Below are 17,073 nucleotides of genomic sequence, written 5' to 3'. Positions count from 1 at the left end.
CGCTCAGGGCCCCTCGGGGTGCGCTGCCGTGCTCAGGGTTCCTCGGGGCGCGCTGCCGCGCGCGGATCACCCGGCAGCCTGGCGCGCCACTCGTCGGTGGTCACCAGCTCGACATTGATGCCGGCCGCGTAGACGAAGGCAATGAGTTCGTCGTCGAACATCTCCCCGGGCGCCGGGGCGGCCAGCACTCGCGCACCCGCTACGGAGAGCTCCTGCAGGCTCGCCTCGACGTCCGAGGTGATGAAGGCCAGATGGTGCAGGCCAAAGTGCCCCCCACTCCCGGGATCCAGCGGAGTCACGAGTTTGATCGGCAGGCAACCGGGCTTGGTGAGGAAGAGCCCGCGAATCCCCTGCCGCGAGTTGACGACCGGCTCGGTGGCTCTGCGGTAGCCGAGGAGACGTTCGAAGGCCGATGCCGCCTGCTCCAGATCGCGCACCCGCACACCGACGTGGTCGAGCCGCAGCTCGCGAGGTACACCCGCCTCGCCGCCGGGCCGCTCGGCGCTCATTCCAGCACCCTTGCCGAGGTCATCGGCCGGATCACCTTGAGATAGGTGGGGATGCCTTCGACGAAGTAGCGCCGCCACAGTCGCCTGGGCTCCTGGAGGAAGCGGAAGAACCACTCCAGACCAAGCGCTTGCACCCACCGGGGGGCTCGCACGCGCGCTCCGACCACGAATGCCACCGAGGCGCCGATTCCGATGACCACACCGGTGTAGCCGGCGCCGATCAGCTCCTGACCGAGCAGATCCCCAGCCGGCTGGGTCACGGCAACGAGTGCGAGATCCGCTTCGGCCCGATGCAGGCGGCCCACCAGCTCCCGGGGATCCCAGTCGCGCTTGTCGCCATGCTCACGCATCACGAGATGCCCCTTGGCCTGCTCGACCAGCCGCTGGAAGGCATCGCCCGAGTCCTCGCTGTCGCCGATGAGCCCCAGGCGCAGCCCTGCGAGCTCGGGGCTGGTGAGCAGCGCCCGCAGGAAGTCCGATCCCGTGGTGCGTTCCAGCCGCGCACCGCCGCTGTTGAGCAGCTGCACGGCGGGCCAGCCATCCGCCGTGATGCCGTGCGAGGTGGCGATGGCCTCACGGAAGATGGCACTCTTCTGCGCCATGTACAGATGCTGGAGATTGAGCGTCTGGATACGGAAGGGCCCCTCACCGCGGGTGCACACGTCCATGAGGGCGGTCATGGTCGGCAGCGAGGCGTCGACGGCCCGCCGCATCGTCGTTGTGAAGCTCTCCTCGTAGTGCGGACCCGGCACGATGGCTCCCAGCCAGATCCCCAGCTGCTGTTCGTCGACGACCCCGGTCGCAAACCCCTGCCCGGCGGTGGGCGAGGCGCCGGCATCGAGGAGCACGGGTGAGCGACCCCAGGCGCGGATTGCCCGCAGATCGTCGACGGACAGCACCAGGATCCTTCGAGCCCGATTGAGCAGGGCGATCTTGTGGCGCTGCTCGGCGGCGCCGCGGCGCGGTGGCCGGCTGCCGATCCGCCCGGCCACCAGATGCGCGTCGAGGCTTGTCACGACGTGCAAATCGGACAGCGCGTCGTTGCGCTCCAAGGCCTGCAGAGCCGGCCAGCCGACCGTGACGAGCATGTCGGAGACGCTCAACAGGCTCGGCAGGTCATGGGAGGCCGCCTCCCAGCCGAGCCGAAGACGCGACCATGGCTGGGTGCCCGAGCCTTCCCGCACCCCGGGCAGCGGCACACTCCGGGCGATGTGGCTGACAACATCGCCGATCCTCGCGGTATGGACGAGCCAGACCCTCGAGCGCGTATCGGTGCCAACCATGAGGATGCTCATCGGACCTCGGCCCTCCCCGGTCCGGGCGAGAGCCCGTCAGCCGGCACGACGCGGTGCTCCGCGCGGCTTCGCTCGCGCTCCCAGCGGCGGCCCCGGGCCAAGAGCGCACAGCGGCTGAGGGCTCGCGGTGCGCGGTCCACCGGCCCCCTGCCGAGGCTCAGCGAGCGCACCCTGGGGCAGGGATCGCAGCTGAGCTGGACACGTGAGCAAGGGCCGCCACGCCGGGCAGCGTGAAAAGAACCTGAGAAATACACCTCACGGCGGCATTCAGCGGACAATCCGTGCACAATCCCACCCCCCAATAATTCACGCTGATCGGGAACGCTCGCGTGCCAACCCGTTCTCCAGATTCTACAATTGATCTATCAACAATGTGCGCCATCTCCAGCAACCCGCAGAACAGGCGCCGGCTGGCGCCGCCGATCCCCGGCCCCTGGCATCGCGATGCTGCTTTTTCCCACGCCGCTTCCCGGACTCGGGCACAATGACCACATCGGGGGCCGCCGGCGTCCCCCGAGCCACCAGCTGGCTTAGGGACAGGTCTTTCCCCCAGGCGACCGGCGAATCGCCTCGGCACACATCGAACGGAGAAACCGGTCAGCAGTGCAATGGCCCTCCAGCAATGCAATGGCCCTGATTCAGAAGGGAAATCCAGTGACTCCCCTCCATCGCCATTCTGGGCCGCTCCACCAGTGCGGCCAGCGCGAGTGCCGCCTTTCGGGCATGCCATGACGGGCGCCGATTCGCGACCGGAGCCCAGCATGGCCGAGGAGCCACATTCCGGCAGCGACATTGCCAGGCAGGCAGCGACCGGGGTGATGTGGATGACCGCCCAGACCTGGCTCGCCAGGGCGGGCAGCCTCGTCACCATCGCCATCCTCAGCCGCATCCTGGCGCCCGAGGCCTTCGGTCTCGTGGCCGTCGCCACCGCGCTGCTCACCCTCACCTATGTGCTGTCCGATCTGGGACTGTCCACCTATGTCGTCCAAGCGCCGCGCGTGGACGAGGCCACGCTCACCACGGCATTCTGGGTGTCCGTGGCCGGAGGGGTGATCCTGTCCCTTGCAGTACTGGCCGGTGCGGCCCCTCTGGCGGATCTGCTGCGCGTGCCCGAGGCCGCCCCGATCATCCGCTCCATGGTGGCGATCATCGTTCTCATCACCCTCACCTCGGTGCCGCTGGCCCTGCTGCGGCGCCGGATGGCCTTCCGGCTGCTCGCCCTCCAGTCCTCGGCAGGAGCCCTTCTCGCCCAAATCTCCGCGATCCTCGCCGCTGTGGCCGGGCTCGGGGTGTGGGCATTGGTGATCCAGCTGCTGGTCGGTCAGATCGTCACCTCGGCAGGTTCGTGGATCTCAGCGCGCTGGCGTCCCCGCGTCGAGTTCTCGCGTGCCGATTTCGGTGTCATGGTCCGCTACGGCGCGAATGTCGTGGGAACCGGCCTGGTCTCGGTCGCTCGCAGCTGGGCAGAGACCGGCATCATCACAGCCGGGCTCGGGATACGTGAACTCGGCTACTGGAGCATCGCCCAGCGCCTGGTGCAGACCGGCACCGAGCTGAGCGGCTCGGCCGTCCTGCCGGTGTCCACAGTGGCATTCGCGAAGGTCAATTCCTCGAAGCGACGGCTCACCGCAGCCCATGGGAAGGCAACGGCAGTCGCGCAGACAGTCGTGACCCCGCTCATGGTCTTCATAGCGGTGTCGGCCGCGGTGCTCGTCCCCTTCGTCTTCGGCACCGAGTGGTTCACCAGCGCGGCACTGGCGCCTGCCCTGGCACTTGCCGCTGTGCTGTCCTTCGGCAACTTCGTCGACCGGGGGCTGCTCGACGGCGCCGGCGCGCCCGGGCGATGGTTCGTCTTCTCGCTGCTCGTCGCCGGGCTCTCGATCCTTCTCACAGCCCTCTCGGCCCGCCACGCAGTGATACTCGTCGCCTATGCCGCGCTCGTCACCGCCACCGTGGAGATGGCGGGCAGATGGGTCCTGATAGGCCGCTTCCTCGGCACCGGCTGGCTGCACATCGCCCGGCCGTTCATCATGGTGCTGCCGGCCGCCAGCTGCTCGGCCGCCGCAGGGATGCTGGCCATGCACCTGCTGCGCGGCGCACCGCCGCTTGTCGCCCTGGCGGTCACGGGACTGGCCATGGTCGGTGTCCATGTGCTGGTCACGCGGCTCATCAGCCCCCAGGTCTGGTCCGAGATGGTCGCCCTGCTGCCCCGCCGGCGGCCTCACGACAGCTGATCGCACGGCGAGGGCCTGCCTGGGCGCACAGGGCATTCCCGCCTGGGCGCAGGGCATGGGCTGGCCTCATGGCGAGGCGATCCGGCGGGCGGCCCCGCACAATCCGAGCACGAGAAAGACCATGCCAGCCGCCTGGGGAAAGGCCATCCCGTCGAAGAAGGCGAAGACGACGGCGACGGTGGCCACCGATGCTGCCAGTGTCCGCGCCGTGATGGTCAGGGGTGCCCGGGGAGCGGAATCGGCCGGGGTGACGCCGACAGTCCGCCGCTCGGCAGGAGCCACCTGCAGGGCGCTGTGGACGGCGCTTGCGAGCAGGACGGCGAAAGCAGAGAATCCGAGCACCCCCAATTCGACGAGCATGAGCGCCCAGGCATTGTCGAAGATGTAGTACTGGGGCAGAAAACTTCCGAAACCTGAGCCGTACACCGGTGAAGGTGCCATGAACTCCGCAAGCCGCGCCAGGGCCCCGGTGCGCGATTGGGTGCTGGCGTCGCCGCTGGGATTGAACAGGCCCAAGAAGGTCCCCAGGAGCCCAGGCACTGCGGCGATGACGAGCATCACGCCGATCACACCGACGATCATGACAACGGGCCGCACTCGCTTCGGCAGCGACGGGATGGTCAGTACCACGGCAACACCCAGGCCCACGATGGCAGAGCGCGAGACAGACAGTACCGCCCCCAGGGCAATCGCCATCGCCGGAAGCCAGGCCAGCCAGCGCGCGAACCAGCGCTTGCGCGCGGTGCCGACGTACAGCGCCACCGAGACCGCCAGCGGAAGTGCCGCGCACAGCACCGTGGCGTGCTCCAGCGGGTGGATCGCCGTTCCCGAAGGCCGGGTGAAGGCTCCCCGCTCGGTGACCCCTCCGGTCTCGCTCTCCAGCCCGGGGATGGCGGTGAACCGGTCGACGAGCACCCGGCCGGTGGCGAACTGCACGAGCCCCAGCACCGCCAGCGCGGCGGCACCCAGCGAGATCCTGCGGACGAGCCGGAAGACCTCGGCGCGCACGGTGAGGCCGTCCATGATGACGAGCATCACCCCCGCCCACGACAGCGGACGCAGGACCGAGCCGATGAGGGTGACGGCCTGGCCGGGCGGCTGGCCCCGCAGCAGGGCCGCCGCGAGGCTCACCATGACCACGGCGAACCAGCCCCAGAACGCCAGCCGGATGGGCTGGAGAACAGTGGGCAGTTCGTTGGCACGGGCCTGGATACGCCAGATGAGCCAGACCACGAACAGCGCGAGTCCCCACAGGAAGGACGGGCGGCCCAGCGAGCCGAGCACGCCGATGCGGACGTTGGAGGGAATGGCGAAGAGCAGCACGAGATAGCCGGTGACCATGGCCACGGCATGCGAGCGCCCGGCCCCCGGACGCCGGGGAAACAGAGGCCTACCGCCCCGGCCCCGCACGGATCTCATGTCCGGTCCGGCGGCTCGTGCGCCGACGAGTCCTCGCTCTCGTCCGTCCGCCGTCGGGACAGCCCGTCGACGAGTGCTGCGGCGATGAGCGCCATGAGCATCGTGAGGCCACCGACACCCGCCGTGGCGACCATCTGGTTGCGTCGCTTGACGACACCCTGCTGATCCTGGGAGATGACCGTGACCGTGATCTGGTTCTCCGGCGCCACCTCGTCGGCCTCCTGCAGGCGTTTGAGCTCAACTGCCGTGGTGTCGAGCAGGCGCTGCAGCACCCGCGAAGCCACCTCATCGCTGCGCGCGTCGACGGTGATGAGGATCACCGGCCCAGCCGTCGTCGGATCGCGGCTCACCTCGAAGCTCGCGGCGGGAAACTCGGCGGCGATCCCGCGGCGGACATTGTCCGAGCCGACCGCCAGGACGATGACATCGGCCGCCTGGGCGAGTCCACCGAGATAGAAATAGGGGTTGTTGTCCGCCGGAACCGTGCCCGGTCCCGGCAACAGCACCTGACTCGATCTGCGCTCATAGGTCAGCGGAAACGATGCCCACGTGAGTGCCGCGAGCCCCGCCCCCACGAGCACGCCGACGACGAGCACATACCAGCGGCGGCGCAATCGGGCGAACAACACACCGATGTCCATCTCAGGCCTTCCCCTCGGATCCACCGGACTTCACTGTTCCTGGGGTCTGCCCTGGCACCACCGCGCCACGCCGGGCCCGCCGGTCCAACAGCACAGCGGCCCAGCCGCCGCAGATGAGAGCTGCCCCAAGGATCGCACCCGCCGCTACGACGAGGTCGAGCCTGGCGGGGGTGATGTGGTCGATGGAATCGGTGAGCGGTGCGACCAGGGGCGTGATCCGCTGGTCCGGGTCGGCCCAGGCCGCGCCCTGCGCCGACCGGCACAGCTCGACGATCCTGCTGAGGATCTGCTGCTGCTGCGCCGCCACCCATGCGCGGCCAGGGCCGACGATCTGCACCTCGATCTCGGCGCGCGGAAAACTGCTCCACCACTGGCCACCCGAATTGCTCTGCGTGACCCGCACTCCTTGGCGCAGGCCCACCCCGTACAGGGGGGCGTCCTCGCTGGCATAGCGCACCCCCGGGCGCCCGCGATTCACCTCATTGACGATCGTGCCCGCAAAACTCACCAGCGTCTCGTCGGTGCTCCCCACCGAAGGCCAGGCACCTTGGGGATTGGAGTTGTGATGGATCAGATAGACGATCGTCCGGGTGGAGTAGACCCCACTCGTGCGGTACTGGATTGTGGCGAAGAGCGCGGCACACAGCAGGGCGACAAGAAGGACATACCACCTCCTGCGGATGAGCCGGAGGAATTCGGACAATGTCACGACGGCGCGCTCCTCATAGCAATTCACCACCACGTTGATCCTGCCCGGAGCCTATCCGAACACGGGGAATCACGCGCCTGTTCGGTCAAGTCGGTGAGCCGTTCCGGAAAGCGGGGATTCTCTGAGAATGGTATGAGAGATCTCATGCGGCCCGATAGCCCACCATGCGGCCCGATAGCCCACATGGGTCGGCTACAATTCTGCGGAAAGTATTCAACCCTGTCACGACCAGCAATGCTCACGACCAGCAGTGCCCACGACCAGCAGTGCCCACGACCAGCAATGACGCAGCCCTGCACAGGCCGGGCGATCGCGGAGCCTGCCGGCCACATGCTCGACTCTCAGACATCTCACCGGCGAGGAGATCGGGGATCGATGACCACCGACGCACCGGAAACCGAGGCCACCTTCGCAGCGTCTGGCACACGTGCGCAGGTGACAGCCATCGTCGTGACCTATTGCAGCGCCCCGGTCATCGGCCCGCTGCTCGCCTCGCTTCGGGGCCAGCTCGGCGGGCTGAGCGTGCGCGTGATCGTCGCCGACAACGACTCACCCGACGACACCGTGCACCTGGTGCGCCGCAATAGCGACGTCATCCTCGTCGAAACGGGAGGGAACCTCGGCTATGCGGCAGCGATCAATGCCGCCATTGCCGCCGCTGGCGAGACCGACACCTTCCTGGTGCTCAACCCCGACATCACGCTGCAGCCCGGCGCGCTCCGGGCGATGCACAACCGGTTGATCGCCGAACGGGCCGGGGTGGTCGTCCCGGCGATCGAGGAACCCGATGGAACCACCTATCCCTCGCTGCGCCGCGAGCCCTCACTGACCAGGGCGCTGGGCGATGCGCTGCTGGGGCGCCATCTCGGGCCCAGGCCCGCTGCCCTCAGCGAGATGGTGCGCGCCGCGGCGGACTACGAGTATCCCCACCGTGTCGAGTGGGCCACCGGCGCAGCCATGCTCATCGATGCCCGCACCGCCCGGGCTGTCGGGCGCTGGGACGAGCGCTATTTCCTCTATTCCGAGGAGACCGACTACCTGCGCCGGGTACGCAGCGCAGGCTCAGCCGTGTGGTTCGAGCCCGCCGCGCGGGTGGCCCACGCGCAGGGAGCCTCAGGGTCATCGCCGCAGTTGGACGCCCTCATGGCTGTCAATCGTGTCATCTATTACCGGGCGCACCACAGCCGCCTCGCGGCAGCGGCCATGCGCGGGATCGTCATCGCGCATGAGGCGCTGCGCAGCCGCGACCCTCGACACCGGGTGGCCCTGAGATTCGTGCTCGACGAGGCGTCGTGGATCAGGCTCCCCCATGCCAGCACACCCGCCCCCCGCGGCGAGCCCTCCTGCGGTGTCGGGCATCAAGACGCAGCAGTAACCGGCTCGGTCATCGTTCCCGCGCACAACGAGGTCGCCGTGATCGGCGAAACGGTGAGGCCGCTGGGCGCCCTGGTCGGCACCGCGGATGTGGAGGTCGTCGTAGCCGCCAACGGATGCACCGACCGGACGGCTGCCCGCGCCCGGGAGATTCCCGGCATCACGGTGCTCGAACTCCACCGCGCGTCCAAGAGCGCTGCGCTCAACGCGGCCGAGGACATTCTCGGACGCTGGCCGCGCATCTATCTGGACGCCGATGTCCGCGCCAGCGAGCAGACCATCCGCGACACGCTCGCGGCGATGGGCCAGCCAGGGGCGCTCGCGGGACGCCCGCCCTTCCGCTGGGACCTGGCCCATGCCACGGCGCCGGTGAGGGCCTACTACCGCGCGCGGGGCCGCCTCCGCTCGGTCACCGAGGGCCTGTGGGGCGCAGGGGTCTACGCGCTGAGCCAGGCCGGACGGGCACGCTTCGGGCGCTTCCCGGACCTCATCGCCGACGACCTGTTCGTCGACCAGCAGTTCTCGCCCGGGGACAAGGTCATCGTGGACACCGAACCGGTGATCGTCAGCACCCCTCGCGACGCGCGCTCCCTGCTCGCTGTGCTGCGCCGCCAGGCACGCGGATCGGGCCAGCTGGACTCGCGCACCGCCCGCAGCACACTGCGCGAGTTGGCAGGCACCGTGCGCAGCCCTGCGTCGGCCGCCGATGCGCTGTGCTATGCGGTTTTGGCACTCGCCTCCAGGATCCCCGTACGGCGCACCACCGGCTGGGAGCGCGACAACTCAAGCAGGAATCCGATCGGCGCCGACCCGCAGGAGCATCGATGAGCCTGGCCATCGTCACCCCCAGCTATCGTCCCGATCTGCAGCGCTTCGGGCGCCTGCACCGCTCCGTGCTGCGCCACACCGGCCCCGATGTCCACCACTTCGTGCTTGTCCCCGGACCCGATGTGCGTCATTTCCGTGCGCTGGAGTCACGACGGCTCACCGTCTTGTGCCAGACCGATGTCATTCCCGGCCACTTCTTTTCCACTGCCTGGTTCAGCCGCATTCCCCATCTGCCACGGGGATACCGAATCACCTCGGTGAACCTGGCCCGGCCCTGGCCGCCGATCCGTGGCTGGATCCAGCAGCAGCTCGTGAAGATCGCCTTCGTCGCCGCACTGGAGACCGACGTCGCCCTCATGGTCGACTCCGATGTGGTGCTCGTACGCTCCGTCGAGGAGGCCACCTTCCGCCGCGCAGAGCAGGTGCGCCACTATCGGCTTCCACACGGCGTCTCCCCGGCGATGCACCGCCATCTCGGCTGGCGAACGACGTCCGCGAGGCTGCTGGGCCTGGGCGCCCCGAGCCCGGACTTCGCCGACTACAACGCGGGACTGATCAGCTGGTCTCCCCGGCTGGTCCGCGCCCTCATCGACCGTATCGAGCAGCAGAACGACGGGCCCTGGGCGAGGGTGCTCGGCTCGCAGCTCGATCTGTCGGAGTACTTCCTCTACGGCGAGTACCTGGCTTCGCAGCTCGTTGGCGAGGAGCACTACTACTGCAGCACCCGCAGCCTGTGCCACAGCTATTGGAACGAGCTCACCCCCGGGTCCGTGAAGTCCTTCGTCGGCTCTCTGGCCGCCGATGACGTGGCACTTCTCGTCCAGTCGAACTCCGGGACGAGCGAGGCCGTACTCGACCAGCTGATCGAGACCTTGGAGAGGCCATGAGGGCCTCCGCGCGCCGCCGCGCTGCGGCCATGGCCGCAGCCGGGCTGCTGTTCTGCTCGATGGCCGGGTGCGGCGCGCCGCCGGCTCCTGCCGCGACGCCCGCACCAGAGCCGAGCGCACATCTCGATCTGCCGGCCAAGGCCTGGTGGGGCGGGCCGGCGTACTACGCGCAGTTCCGCAAGGCCGCCGACTCCGGGTGGTCCTCCCCATCGTTCTTCCCCCTCGCCGTGTTCGCAGGCAAGCCCGACCAGGCGCGCGCGCTGAAGCAGATCGGTATCACCACCTATCTGGGTGTGGAGCACGACGGCTCGCCGATCTCCTCGGTCACCTCCACGGGTATGACCGTGCTGGCGCAGCTTGCGGAGTGGAGCCCTGCAGAGATCGGAGACGATGCCCGGGTGGTTGGCTGGAATCTCAGTGACGAATGCGAGATGGGCTATTCGGGTTGCGGGGACGACGAGCAGACCCAGCTGGCCACCCAGCGCAGCTATGCCGCCCAGGCCCGCAGCCGCGAGGACGGGCGACTGCTGCAGGCCAACTTCGGCAATGGTGTGCTCGGCAGCTACTGGTCAACGACGACCATGGCAGATCATCTCTCGCTCGTCGACCTGTCCAGTGTGGACAAGTACGCCTATACGAGCCCCCATGTCGGTGAGTTGATCATGGACAGTCCGGCCTGGCCGGCGGGGAAGAACCCCGCCAGCTCATTTGCCTATGGGTGGGTGCAACGCCAGATGGACGGCTTCAGTTCTGTGGCCGGGTCGAAACCGAATTGGGTGCTCGTGGAGACCGGCAAGCCCTATCTCAGCGAGGCCGGCTCCTCGAGCATTTCACCGCAGGAGCTCCGTGGTGCCGTGTGGAATGCGATCATCAGCGGCGCCTCGGGTATCGCCTATTTCCAGCACAGCAATGACCCCAGCTGCGGGAACTACTCACTGGTCGACTGCGCACAGACTCGGGACGCGGTGGCCCAGCTCAACCGTCAGATCACCGATCTGGCGCCGGTCCTCAACAGCCCGCCCGTGCAATGGACCGTCGGCGAGGGGCTGCAGGCCACGGTGCGCTCACAGGGCGGCTATGTCTATGTGATGGCCATGACCGACGGGGGCACCGGGCAGCGCACCCTCAGCCTGCCTGCCGGGCTGAGGGGAAACACGGTCGAGGTCATGGGCGAGAATCGCACCCTCGAGGTCCACGACGCGCACTTCAGCGACAGCTTCGACAACGAGTACAGCTACCACATCTACCGGATCGTCATCTGAGCACCTGGCAGATGTGGCTCCGCGCGCACCGATGGCAGGACCCGGATTGGCCGACCGCACAGGGCCTCTCGCCGCCGTGGTGGTCGGCCTCACATGCCCTCGCGATCGTAATCGCGCACGAGCACCCGGCCAGGGTTGCCGCCGACCAGGCAGCCTGCCGGAACATCGCGGGAGATCACGGCCCCGGCCGAGATCGTGGCCCCGTCGCCGATCGTCACGGCACCGGCGATGATCACCCCCGGGCCGATCCACACCTCGTCACCGACCCGGCCCACGCCGGCGTCGCCCTTCGCCACCCCCTGGCCGATCGTCAGGCCATGGTGAATCGTGCAATTGCGCCCGATCAGCACAGGGGCGATGTGAATCCCGTTGCGGTGCATGATGACCAGACCCGGCCCGATGCGCGCCCCCGAGCTGATCTCGCAATGGTCGATACGGGTGATGAAGCGATTCCAGATCCGATGGACGAGCACGAGCAGCGATCCGCTGACGCGGTGGATTCGCCTCCTGCGGACCGCGAATTGACCGAATCGGTAGCAGGCGATGCAGCTCAATTCGGAGTTGGTGAGCGCCGCATGGATCCGGGGGACGATTCCACGCCGGCCAGGATACATGACAGCCATGAATCTGCTCAGATCGGCCGAGAAATCACCCATTGTTCCTCCTTCCGCGAACAATTCGGGACAGGCTGACCCAAAAGAATTGGCAGTGCCACCGGCCCCGGCAGCGCTGCGGGGCACCCATGGAAGAAACCATAGTCGGGCAAATCACCCGGCACGGGTCAATAGACTTGATTCTGCGACCGCCGCGCGAATCGATGGAGAGGAACGCCAGATGGCCGACAACCACCCCATCCGGATCCACATCGTTCTCCCCGGCTACTCCGCTCAGCCGGCCGGAGGCCATCGGATCCTGTACCAGTACGCGAACCACCTGGTTCGCCATCATCCCGACGAGTTCACAGTAACGATCCACGAATCCCACCGGCTGGTGCTCAGCCCCACACCACGACCGGACCGTGTCCAGCAGCTGCTGCTCCTCTACCGGGCGCTACGAGCCCGGCGCATGGTGGCCCGGCCGGGCAGGTGGTTCCCGCTCGATCCGCGGATCGCTGAGACCCAGTGGCTGGGACTCCCCCGGATCCGTGCCGCGGCCGGTGATGTGCTGGTGGCCACCGGATGCCAAACCGTCCCCTATGTGCGGCGCCTCGCGCACCGCACCCGCGCCTCGACGCTGTACTTCATCCAGGGCTACGAATCCTGGCTGGCCGACGAGTCCTTCGTCCGGAGCACATGGCGAGCAGGTCTTGGCAATGTCGTCGTCTCACCGTGGCTCGCGGCCAAGGGTGCAGAACTGGGAGTGAGCACGACGCTGCTGCCCAATGCGGTCGATGCGGACGACTTCCCACCGGGGCCGCCGCTTGCGCAGCGCGAGCCCTCCGTACTCGCCCTCGTCTCGCCCGTGCCACTCAAGCGAAGCGATCTGGTACTCGCCGCATTCGAGCGCATCCACGCCCGCGATCCCCGCATCGGCCTGTGCACCTTCGGTACGATTCCCAAGCCGGCGGGCTGGCCCGGGTACATCGAGCACACGCACAGCCCGAGCCATGACGAACTCGTGCACCTGTACCAGAACGCCCAGGTCTACCTGGCGACATCCGACTCCGAGGGCTTCGGGCTGCCCCCGGCAGAGGCCCTGCTGTGCGGCGCGGCCGTGGTGTCGACGGACAACGGCGGGGTGCGTGCCTATGCCGACGGGGTCGCGCTCTTCTCGCCGATCGGTGACGCCGAATCCCTGGCCGACAATGCGATGCGCATCTGCCGCAATCCGGCAGCCGCGCAGCCACGTGTCGACGAGGGCCGCCGCCGGCTGCGTGCCCACAGCCCCTACGACGCCGGGGAACAGTTCGCCGAACTGTGCCGGACTGCGGCAGGAAGGAGCCGATCATAATGCGCAAGATCAGCAAGGGCCCGTGGACGCGTCGCCCGGGAACCGCCGTATTGCTTGTCACCGCAGTGGTGCTCATCGCCGTCATCGTCTCGTTCGTCATCTGGATGCAGCGCACGACCTCGCCAGCCCAGGACGGTGCCACGCCCACCCGGACCGCGACGCCAACCCCGCCGCCGCAGGCATCCGCCGGACAGCCGACCCGCGAAGGCCTGGACGCGATCACGGATACCCGCGTGGTCTTCGGCCATCAGTCGATCGGCATGAACATCCTCTCGGCGATGCCGGCGGTGTTCTCGACATTCGGATTGCAGGCGCCCCAGGTCGCCAGCGTCGACTGGCCGGCGGCCCGCGACACCGACAGTCCCGTGTTCGCCGAGATCTGGGTGGGCACGAACGGCGATCCGCTGGGCAAGATCAGCGACTTCGCAGCCAAGATCGACGCCGCGACCCACCCCTACGCGATCGCATTCATGAAGATCGGTCCCCTCGACATCACGGCAAGCACCGATGTCTCGGCCGTCTTCGAGAGCTACACCTCCACGATGGACGCCCTGGCGCAGAAACATCCGCAGACCACCTTCGTGTACACCACTGTCGGTCTCATGACCGAGGAGGCCGGGTGGAGCGGCGTGGCAGCCTCCCAGGTGGGTGTTCCTGCCACGGCTGGCGGCTCCGACAATGCCCGTCGCGAGCAGTACAACGCGCTGATCCGTGAGCGCTTCGCCGCAAGCGGGCGGCTGTTCGATGTGGCGCAGCTGCAGTCCGAGCTGCCGGACGGAAGGATCGCGACCAAGCCGGTGGACGGTGTCGCTGTCCGCGTCATGAACCCGGCATTCAGCGACGACAGCCTTCACCTCAATGCCGCCGGCTCCCAGCACCTGGCTGCCGGGATGCTCGCGGTGATCGGCCGGGTGGCCACCGAGAGGGCCTCGAGCTCACCGCGTTGAGGAGGCCCGGGCCGCGCTGGCGAGCAGCTCGCTGGCGGCGCGCTGTGAGCCGGTGACGTTGAGGTGCCCCTCGTCCAGGGCGTATCCCGAGTACAGGGCGTAGTGCACCCGGCCGTTGTAGCTGCGGCTCACCCGGGTGCCCTCGGGCGTGGTGGACTGCGCGCCCGCCAGGTCGAACAGGAGCCCGGAATCGGCGTACTCGGCGCGGACCATGGCGTTGAACTCCTCGCGCACCGCATTGTCGGGGGTACGGCCCAGCAGATTCTTGGCGGCTTGCTTGGCACCGTCCTCGGTTGTCAGGGCCGCGGTGGCAGGGACGAAGACGATATCGGGGAACTGCTTGGCGAGTTCAGACAGTGTCGAGCGATAGCGATCGAACAGCCCCTGGACATCGGTTTCCGCGTTGAAGTCGACATAGCAGAACTTGAGCACTGCGACGTCGATCTGATCGCCGAGCCCGCCCCGCAGCGCCTCCGCGAAGGCAGTGATCTTGCCCTGCGGATCGCCGTTGACCCCGATATGGGTGTGTACGAGCGCGCCGCGCGGCAGGTCATCGGGCAGCCGTGCGGAGCTCAGCTCGACGAGCGGCATCTCGTCCACGCCGGCTCGGGCATAGACCTCGGGCAGCTCGCCGAGGATATTGTCGCCCACCGATTGGTGGGCGAAGAAGATGCGGGTGTTGCTCAGTGACCTCAGCTGATCGGGTGTCACGGACCTGTCGTCGCGGGCCTGCGGCGCAACGCCCTTGGCATCGCGCGGCCAGCTCGTGCCCAGCGCGATCCCCAGCCCGAGGGCAGCTGCGGCACCGAGAGCTACGAGCACTTTCACGAGTGTTCTCATCTGTGTCGGCCCTTCATGTCGTGGTTTCCATGGGCATGGGCGCACCGTCCGGTTCCGTCGCACGCTGGCGCAACGAAGCCTTCGAGACCTTGCCATTGACGTTCATCGGCAAGGCAGGTACCCAGTGTATTCGGCGAGGCAGCATGTATTTGGGCAGCCGCTCCCGCAGGAAGCCCTGTACCTGTGCGTCTGTGAGGGGTCCCGCGGGACCCCGACCCCGGGCCTCTGTGAGGGGTCCCGCGGGACCAGGGACGAGGAACAGCTCGATCGCCTCGCCGGCGGCGTCATCGGGCACCCCGATGGCCGCCGCTTCGAGAATCCCGGGCATCTGCAGTGCACAATTCTCGATCTCCAGGCTGGACACCCGACGCCCCCAGCTCTTGATGAAATCGTCACGCCGGTCGACGATGTAGATGAAACCCTCCTCGTCCATGCGGGCCAGGTCGCCGGTGCGCAGCCGGCCGCCAGGGAACTTGTCGGCACTGGCCACAGGATCGTCGAGATAACCGGGCGAGACATTGGCACCACTCGCATAGATCTCGCCGACCACTGCGGGGCCGACCCTGCGGCCGCGCTCGTCGAGGATCTCCAGATCGACCCCGGGGATACCTCGACCGATGGATCCGAGCTTGTCGGCGAGTCGTTCGGGAGGCAACACGGACAGCCGGGCGGTGGCCTCCGTCTGGCCATACATGACGAAGAGCTGGGACTGCGGCTGGGCGCGCATGAGCTCCCTGAGCTGCGCCTCGGGCAGCCGGCCACCGGCTTGCTGGATCTTGCGAAGGCTTGGCAGCTGGTGCGCCGCGAAGTCGCTGGCGCGCAAGAGCAGCTGGAAGCTCGATGGCACACCGGCGAGTGCAGTGCACTGCCGGGCCTCGATGAGGTTCACGGCCGTCTGGGGAAAGGCAAAGCTAGTGCACAGCACGAGGCTCGCCCCGGCCCGAAGATGGGTGTGCAGCAGGGAGGCGCCGAAGCAGTAGTGGAAAGGCAGTACGACGAGCATCCGGTCGTCGCGGCGGATCTGCAGGCAGGCGACGATGGACCTGGTGTTGGCCCACAGATTGCGATGGGTGATCCGCACGGCTTTCGGCCGTGCCGTGGTTCCCGAGGTGAACACCACGACGGCGTCGCGGTCACGATCAGCGGTCCAGGCCGTGAGCCCGGCGCCCGTGCATTCGGCGCCCGTGAACTTGGCGCCGGCGCGCCCGGGGTCCGCCACGGCTTCGGCGAGGTCCTGCTCTGTCACGATGACGATCCCGCTCAGCGCATCGGCGTGGCTGGCGCGGTGCCGGGCGTCGACGCACAGCGCCCGGCAGCCCGCGAAGTGGATCTGGTCCCGGGTCTGCCCCGGGGTCATTCTCTCGGCGAGCGGAACGGCCACCCAGCGCGTCATGGCGGCCAGATAGCAGCTCACCCAGAAGGCGGAGTTCGAGCCCAGCACACCGACCCGGGCGCCATCGGGCAGGCCGGCCGCGCGCAGCCGGCCTGCCATGGCGGCCACCATGGCACGCAGCTTCCGATAGCTCACCGGCCCGGCCGGCTCGACGAGTGCGATGTCGTCATCTGCCCCTGCGGACAGCAGCCACCGGGTGATCGAGCCGGGCAGCGGGGCTGTGGGCTGGCGCGCCGCGCGCGACACCCGATCCCCAGAAGGGTCCTCGCCGGGCCCATCGATGCCGGTCCGAGCGATATGGCTTCGGCGGAATGCGGCTGATTCCATCTGATCCTCCCGAACGCGGCCTGCACGCTGTAGATTTTCGCCAGCTACCGATAACCGCAGTCAGCATCGACTGCCCCTCACACCAGTATCGGTGCAGCCGGAAAAACAGACAACACTCGTGGAATACTGAGAGCTCATCCGTGAATCACCAGGAGGCAACCGTGGGAGCCGGCGAACGTGCGACGATTCGTGATTTCATCGTATCCAATTTCCTGTTCGGCGACGCCTCGCGCATGCCGGCAGACGACCAGGACCTCCTTCTCGCCGGTATCATCGACTCGACTGGGATTCTGGAGCTGATCGAATTCTTGGAATCCTCATTCAACATTCAGGTGCTGGACACCGAGACAGTTCCCGGAAACCGGCTCTTCCCAGATGAGGGTGTAGGCGACGCAGCAGCCGTGGTGGGAGGGCGCGGCGCGTCGGTGCCCGGATAGTGGCCGAGGCCTTCCGAGGAT

General features: G+C 67.9%; 15 protein-coding genes. 7 read left to right on the top strand and 8 right to left on the bottom strand.

Annotation, left to right across the window (positions count from 1 at the left end; genetic code table 11):
- Positions 1–32: 32 nt before the first annotated feature.
- Together BMX93_RS08970 and BMX93_RS08965 are read right to left on the bottom strand one after the other, a co-directional pair.
- Positions 33–509, bottom strand: a complete 477-nt coding sequence (locus tag BMX93_RS08970) for a VOC family protein (RefSeq protein ID WP_091970242.1) — start codon at positions 507–509, stop codon at positions 33–35.
- Positions 506–1,804 carry a WecB/TagA/CpsF family glycosyltransferase gene (locus BMX93_RS08965; RefSeq protein ID WP_091970240.1) on the bottom strand — a complete coding sequence of 433 codons (1,299 nt, stop codon included), beginning with the start codon at positions 1,802–1,804 and terminating at the stop codon, positions 506–508. Before BMX93_RS08965 ends, BMX93_RS08970 begins: the two co-directional genes overlap by 4 nt.
- A gap of 761 nt (positions 1,805–2,565) precedes the next feature.
- Here BMX93_RS08965 and BMX93_RS08960 point away from each other — a divergent pair.
- Positions 2,566–4,038, top strand: coding sequence for an oligosaccharide flippase family protein (locus BMX93_RS08960; protein WP_177170158.1), 1,473 nt, complete (start codon positions 2,566–2,568; stop codon positions 4,036–4,038).
- Positions 4,039–4,104: 66 nt separating this feature from the next.
- Here the strand turns inward: BMX93_RS08960 and BMX93_RS08955 are convergent, their stop codons facing one another.
- The 3 genes from BMX93_RS08955 to BMX93_RS12930 form a co-directional block, all read right to left on the bottom strand.
- On the bottom strand, positions 4,105–5,379 hold the full coding sequence (locus BMX93_RS08955) for an O-antigen ligase family protein (RefSeq protein ID WP_091970236.1): 1,275 nt from the start codon (positions 5,377–5,379) through the stop codon (positions 4,105–4,107).
- 74 nt (positions 5,380–5,453) lie between these two features.
- Positions 5,454–6,098 carry a hypothetical protein gene (locus BMX93_RS08950; RefSeq protein ID WP_091970234.1) on the bottom strand — a complete coding sequence of 215 codons (645 nt, stop codon included), beginning with the start codon at positions 6,096–6,098 and terminating at the stop codon, positions 5,454–5,456.
- 1 nt (position 6,099) lies between these two features.
- Positions 6,100–6,807, bottom strand: coding sequence for a hypothetical protein (locus tag BMX93_RS12930; RefSeq protein WP_177170156.1), 708 nt, complete (start codon positions 6,805–6,807; stop codon positions 6,100–6,102).
- Between the two features lie 375 nt (positions 6,808–7,182).
- Between BMX93_RS12930 and BMX93_RS12925 the strand changes: the two genes are divergently transcribed.
- The 3 genes from BMX93_RS12925 to BMX93_RS08935 are packed head-to-tail and all read left to right on the top strand — an operon-like array spanning position 7,183 to position 11,158.
- The gene (locus BMX93_RS12925; RefSeq protein ID WP_177170155.1) at positions 7,183–9,009 is read left to right on the top strand and encodes a glycosyltransferase family 2 protein; all 1,827 of its coding nucleotides are present in this window, start codon (positions 7,183–7,185) and stop codon (positions 9,007–9,009) included.
- Entirely contained in the window at positions 9,006–9,896 is an 891-nt protein-coding gene (locus tag BMX93_RS08940) for a DUF6492 family protein (RefSeq protein ID WP_091970228.1), read from the top strand. Before BMX93_RS12925 ends, BMX93_RS08940 begins: the two co-directional genes overlap by 4 nt.
- A complete protein-coding gene (locus BMX93_RS08935) occupies positions 9,893–11,158 on the top strand; it encodes a hypothetical protein (RefSeq protein ID WP_143052866.1) in 1,266 nt (421 codons plus the stop codon). Before BMX93_RS08940 ends, BMX93_RS08935 begins: the two co-directional genes overlap by 4 nt.
- 89 nt (positions 11,159–11,247) lie before the next feature.
- On the opposite strand, the gene BMX93_RS08930 is transcribed toward BMX93_RS08935, so the two are convergent.
- Positions 11,248–11,814, bottom strand: a complete 567-nt coding sequence (locus BMX93_RS08930; RefSeq protein ID WP_091970304.1) for a serine O-acetyltransferase — start codon at positions 11,812–11,814, stop codon at positions 11,248–11,250.
- A gap of 178 nt (positions 11,815–11,992) precedes the next feature.
- Between BMX93_RS08930 and BMX93_RS08925 the strand changes: the two genes are divergently transcribed.
- Together BMX93_RS08925 and BMX93_RS08920 are read left to right on the top strand one after the other, a co-directional pair.
- Positions 11,993–13,108: a glycosyltransferase family 4 protein gene (locus tag BMX93_RS08925; protein ID WP_177170154.1), complete on the top strand. Its 1,116-nt coding sequence runs from the start codon at positions 11,993–11,995 to the stop codon at positions 13,106–13,108.
- The gene (locus BMX93_RS08920; protein WP_091970221.1) at positions 13,108–14,055 is read left to right on the top strand and encodes an SGNH/GDSL hydrolase family protein; all 948 of its coding nucleotides are present in this window, start codon (positions 13,108–13,110) and stop codon (positions 14,053–14,055) included. Before BMX93_RS08925 ends, BMX93_RS08920 begins: the two co-directional genes overlap by 1 nt.
- On the opposite strand, the gene BMX93_RS08915 is transcribed toward BMX93_RS08920, so the two are convergent.
- The gene (locus BMX93_RS08915) at positions 14,044–14,895 is read right to left on the bottom strand and encodes a hypothetical protein (RefSeq protein WP_091970219.1); all 852 of its coding nucleotides are present in this window, start codon (positions 14,893–14,895) and stop codon (positions 14,044–14,046) included. The genes BMX93_RS08920 and BMX93_RS08915 overlap by 12 nt on opposite strands.
- A gap of 13 nt (positions 14,896–14,908) precedes the next feature.
- Positions 14,909–16,615: a class I adenylate-forming enzyme family protein gene (locus tag BMX93_RS08910; protein ID WP_091970216.1), complete on the bottom strand. Its 1,707-nt coding sequence runs from the start codon at positions 16,613–16,615 to the stop codon at positions 14,909–14,911.
- A 161-nt stretch (positions 16,616–16,776) separates the two neighbouring features.
- Here BMX93_RS08910 and BMX93_RS08905 point away from each other — a divergent pair, with 161 nt between their 5' ends.
- Entirely contained in the window at positions 16,777–17,052 is a 276-nt protein-coding gene (locus tag BMX93_RS08905; protein ID WP_177170153.1) for an acyl carrier protein, read from the top strand.
- Positions 17,053–17,073 lie beyond the last annotated feature (21 nt).

The sequence above is a fragment of the Propionibacterium cyclohexanicum genome, assembly GCF_900111365.1.
In the GTDB taxonomy this organism is placed as follows: domain Bacteria; phylum Actinomycetota; class Actinomycetes; order Propionibacteriales; family Propionibacteriaceae; genus Propionibacterium; species Propionibacterium cyclohexanicum.
This window is presented reverse-complemented; position numbering and strand designations above follow the sequence as displayed.

Bases quoted from the DNA above. Each gene is read 5' to 3' on its own strand.
- BMX93_RS08970 (WP_091970242.1), bottom strand. From the start codon at position 509: ATGAGCGCCGAGCGGCCCGGCGGCGAGGCGGGTGTACCTCGCGAGCTG.
- BMX93_RS08965 (WP_091970240.1), bottom strand. From the start codon at position 1,804: ATGAGCATCCTCATGGTTGGCACCGATACGCGCTCGAGGGTCTGGCTC.
- BMX93_RS08960 (WP_177170158.1), top strand. From the start codon at position 2,566: ATGGCCGAGGAGCCACATTCCGGCAGCGACATTGCCAGGCAGGCAGCG.
- BMX93_RS08955 (WP_091970236.1), bottom strand. From the start codon at position 5,379: ATGGTCACCGGCTATCTCGTGCTGCTCTTCGCCATTCCCTCCAACGTC.
- BMX93_RS08950 (WP_091970234.1), bottom strand. From the start codon at position 6,098: ATGGACATCGGTGTGTTGTTCGCCCGATTGCGCCGCCGCTGGTATGTG.
- BMX93_RS12925 (WP_177170155.1), top strand. From the start codon at position 7,183: ATGACCACCGACGCACCGGAAACCGAGGCCACCTTCGCAGCGTCTGGC.
- BMX93_RS08940 (WP_091970228.1), top strand. From the start codon at position 9,006: ATGAGCCTGGCCATCGTCACCCCCAGCTATCGTCCCGATCTGCAGCGC.
- BMX93_RS08935 (WP_143052866.1), top strand. From the start codon at position 9,893: ATGAGGGCCTCCGCGCGCCGCCGCGCTGCGGCCATGGCCGCAGCCGGG.
- BMX93_RS08930 (WP_091970304.1), bottom strand. From the start codon at position 11,814: ATGGGTGATTTCTCGGCCGATCTGAGCAGATTCATGGCTGTCATGTAT.
- BMX93_RS08925 (WP_177170154.1), top strand. From the start codon at position 11,993: ATGGCCGACAACCACCCCATCCGGATCCACATCGTTCTCCCCGGCTAC.
- BMX93_RS08920 (WP_091970221.1), top strand. From the start codon at position 13,108: ATGCGCAAGATCAGCAAGGGCCCGTGGACGCGTCGCCCGGGAACCGCC.
- BMX93_RS08915 (WP_091970219.1), bottom strand. From the start codon at position 14,895: ATGAGAACACTCGTGAAAGTGCTCGTAGCTCTCGGTGCCGCAGCTGCC.
- BMX93_RS08910 (WP_091970216.1), bottom strand. From the start codon at position 16,615: ATGGAATCAGCCGCATTCCGCCGAAGCCATATCGCTCGGACCGGCATC.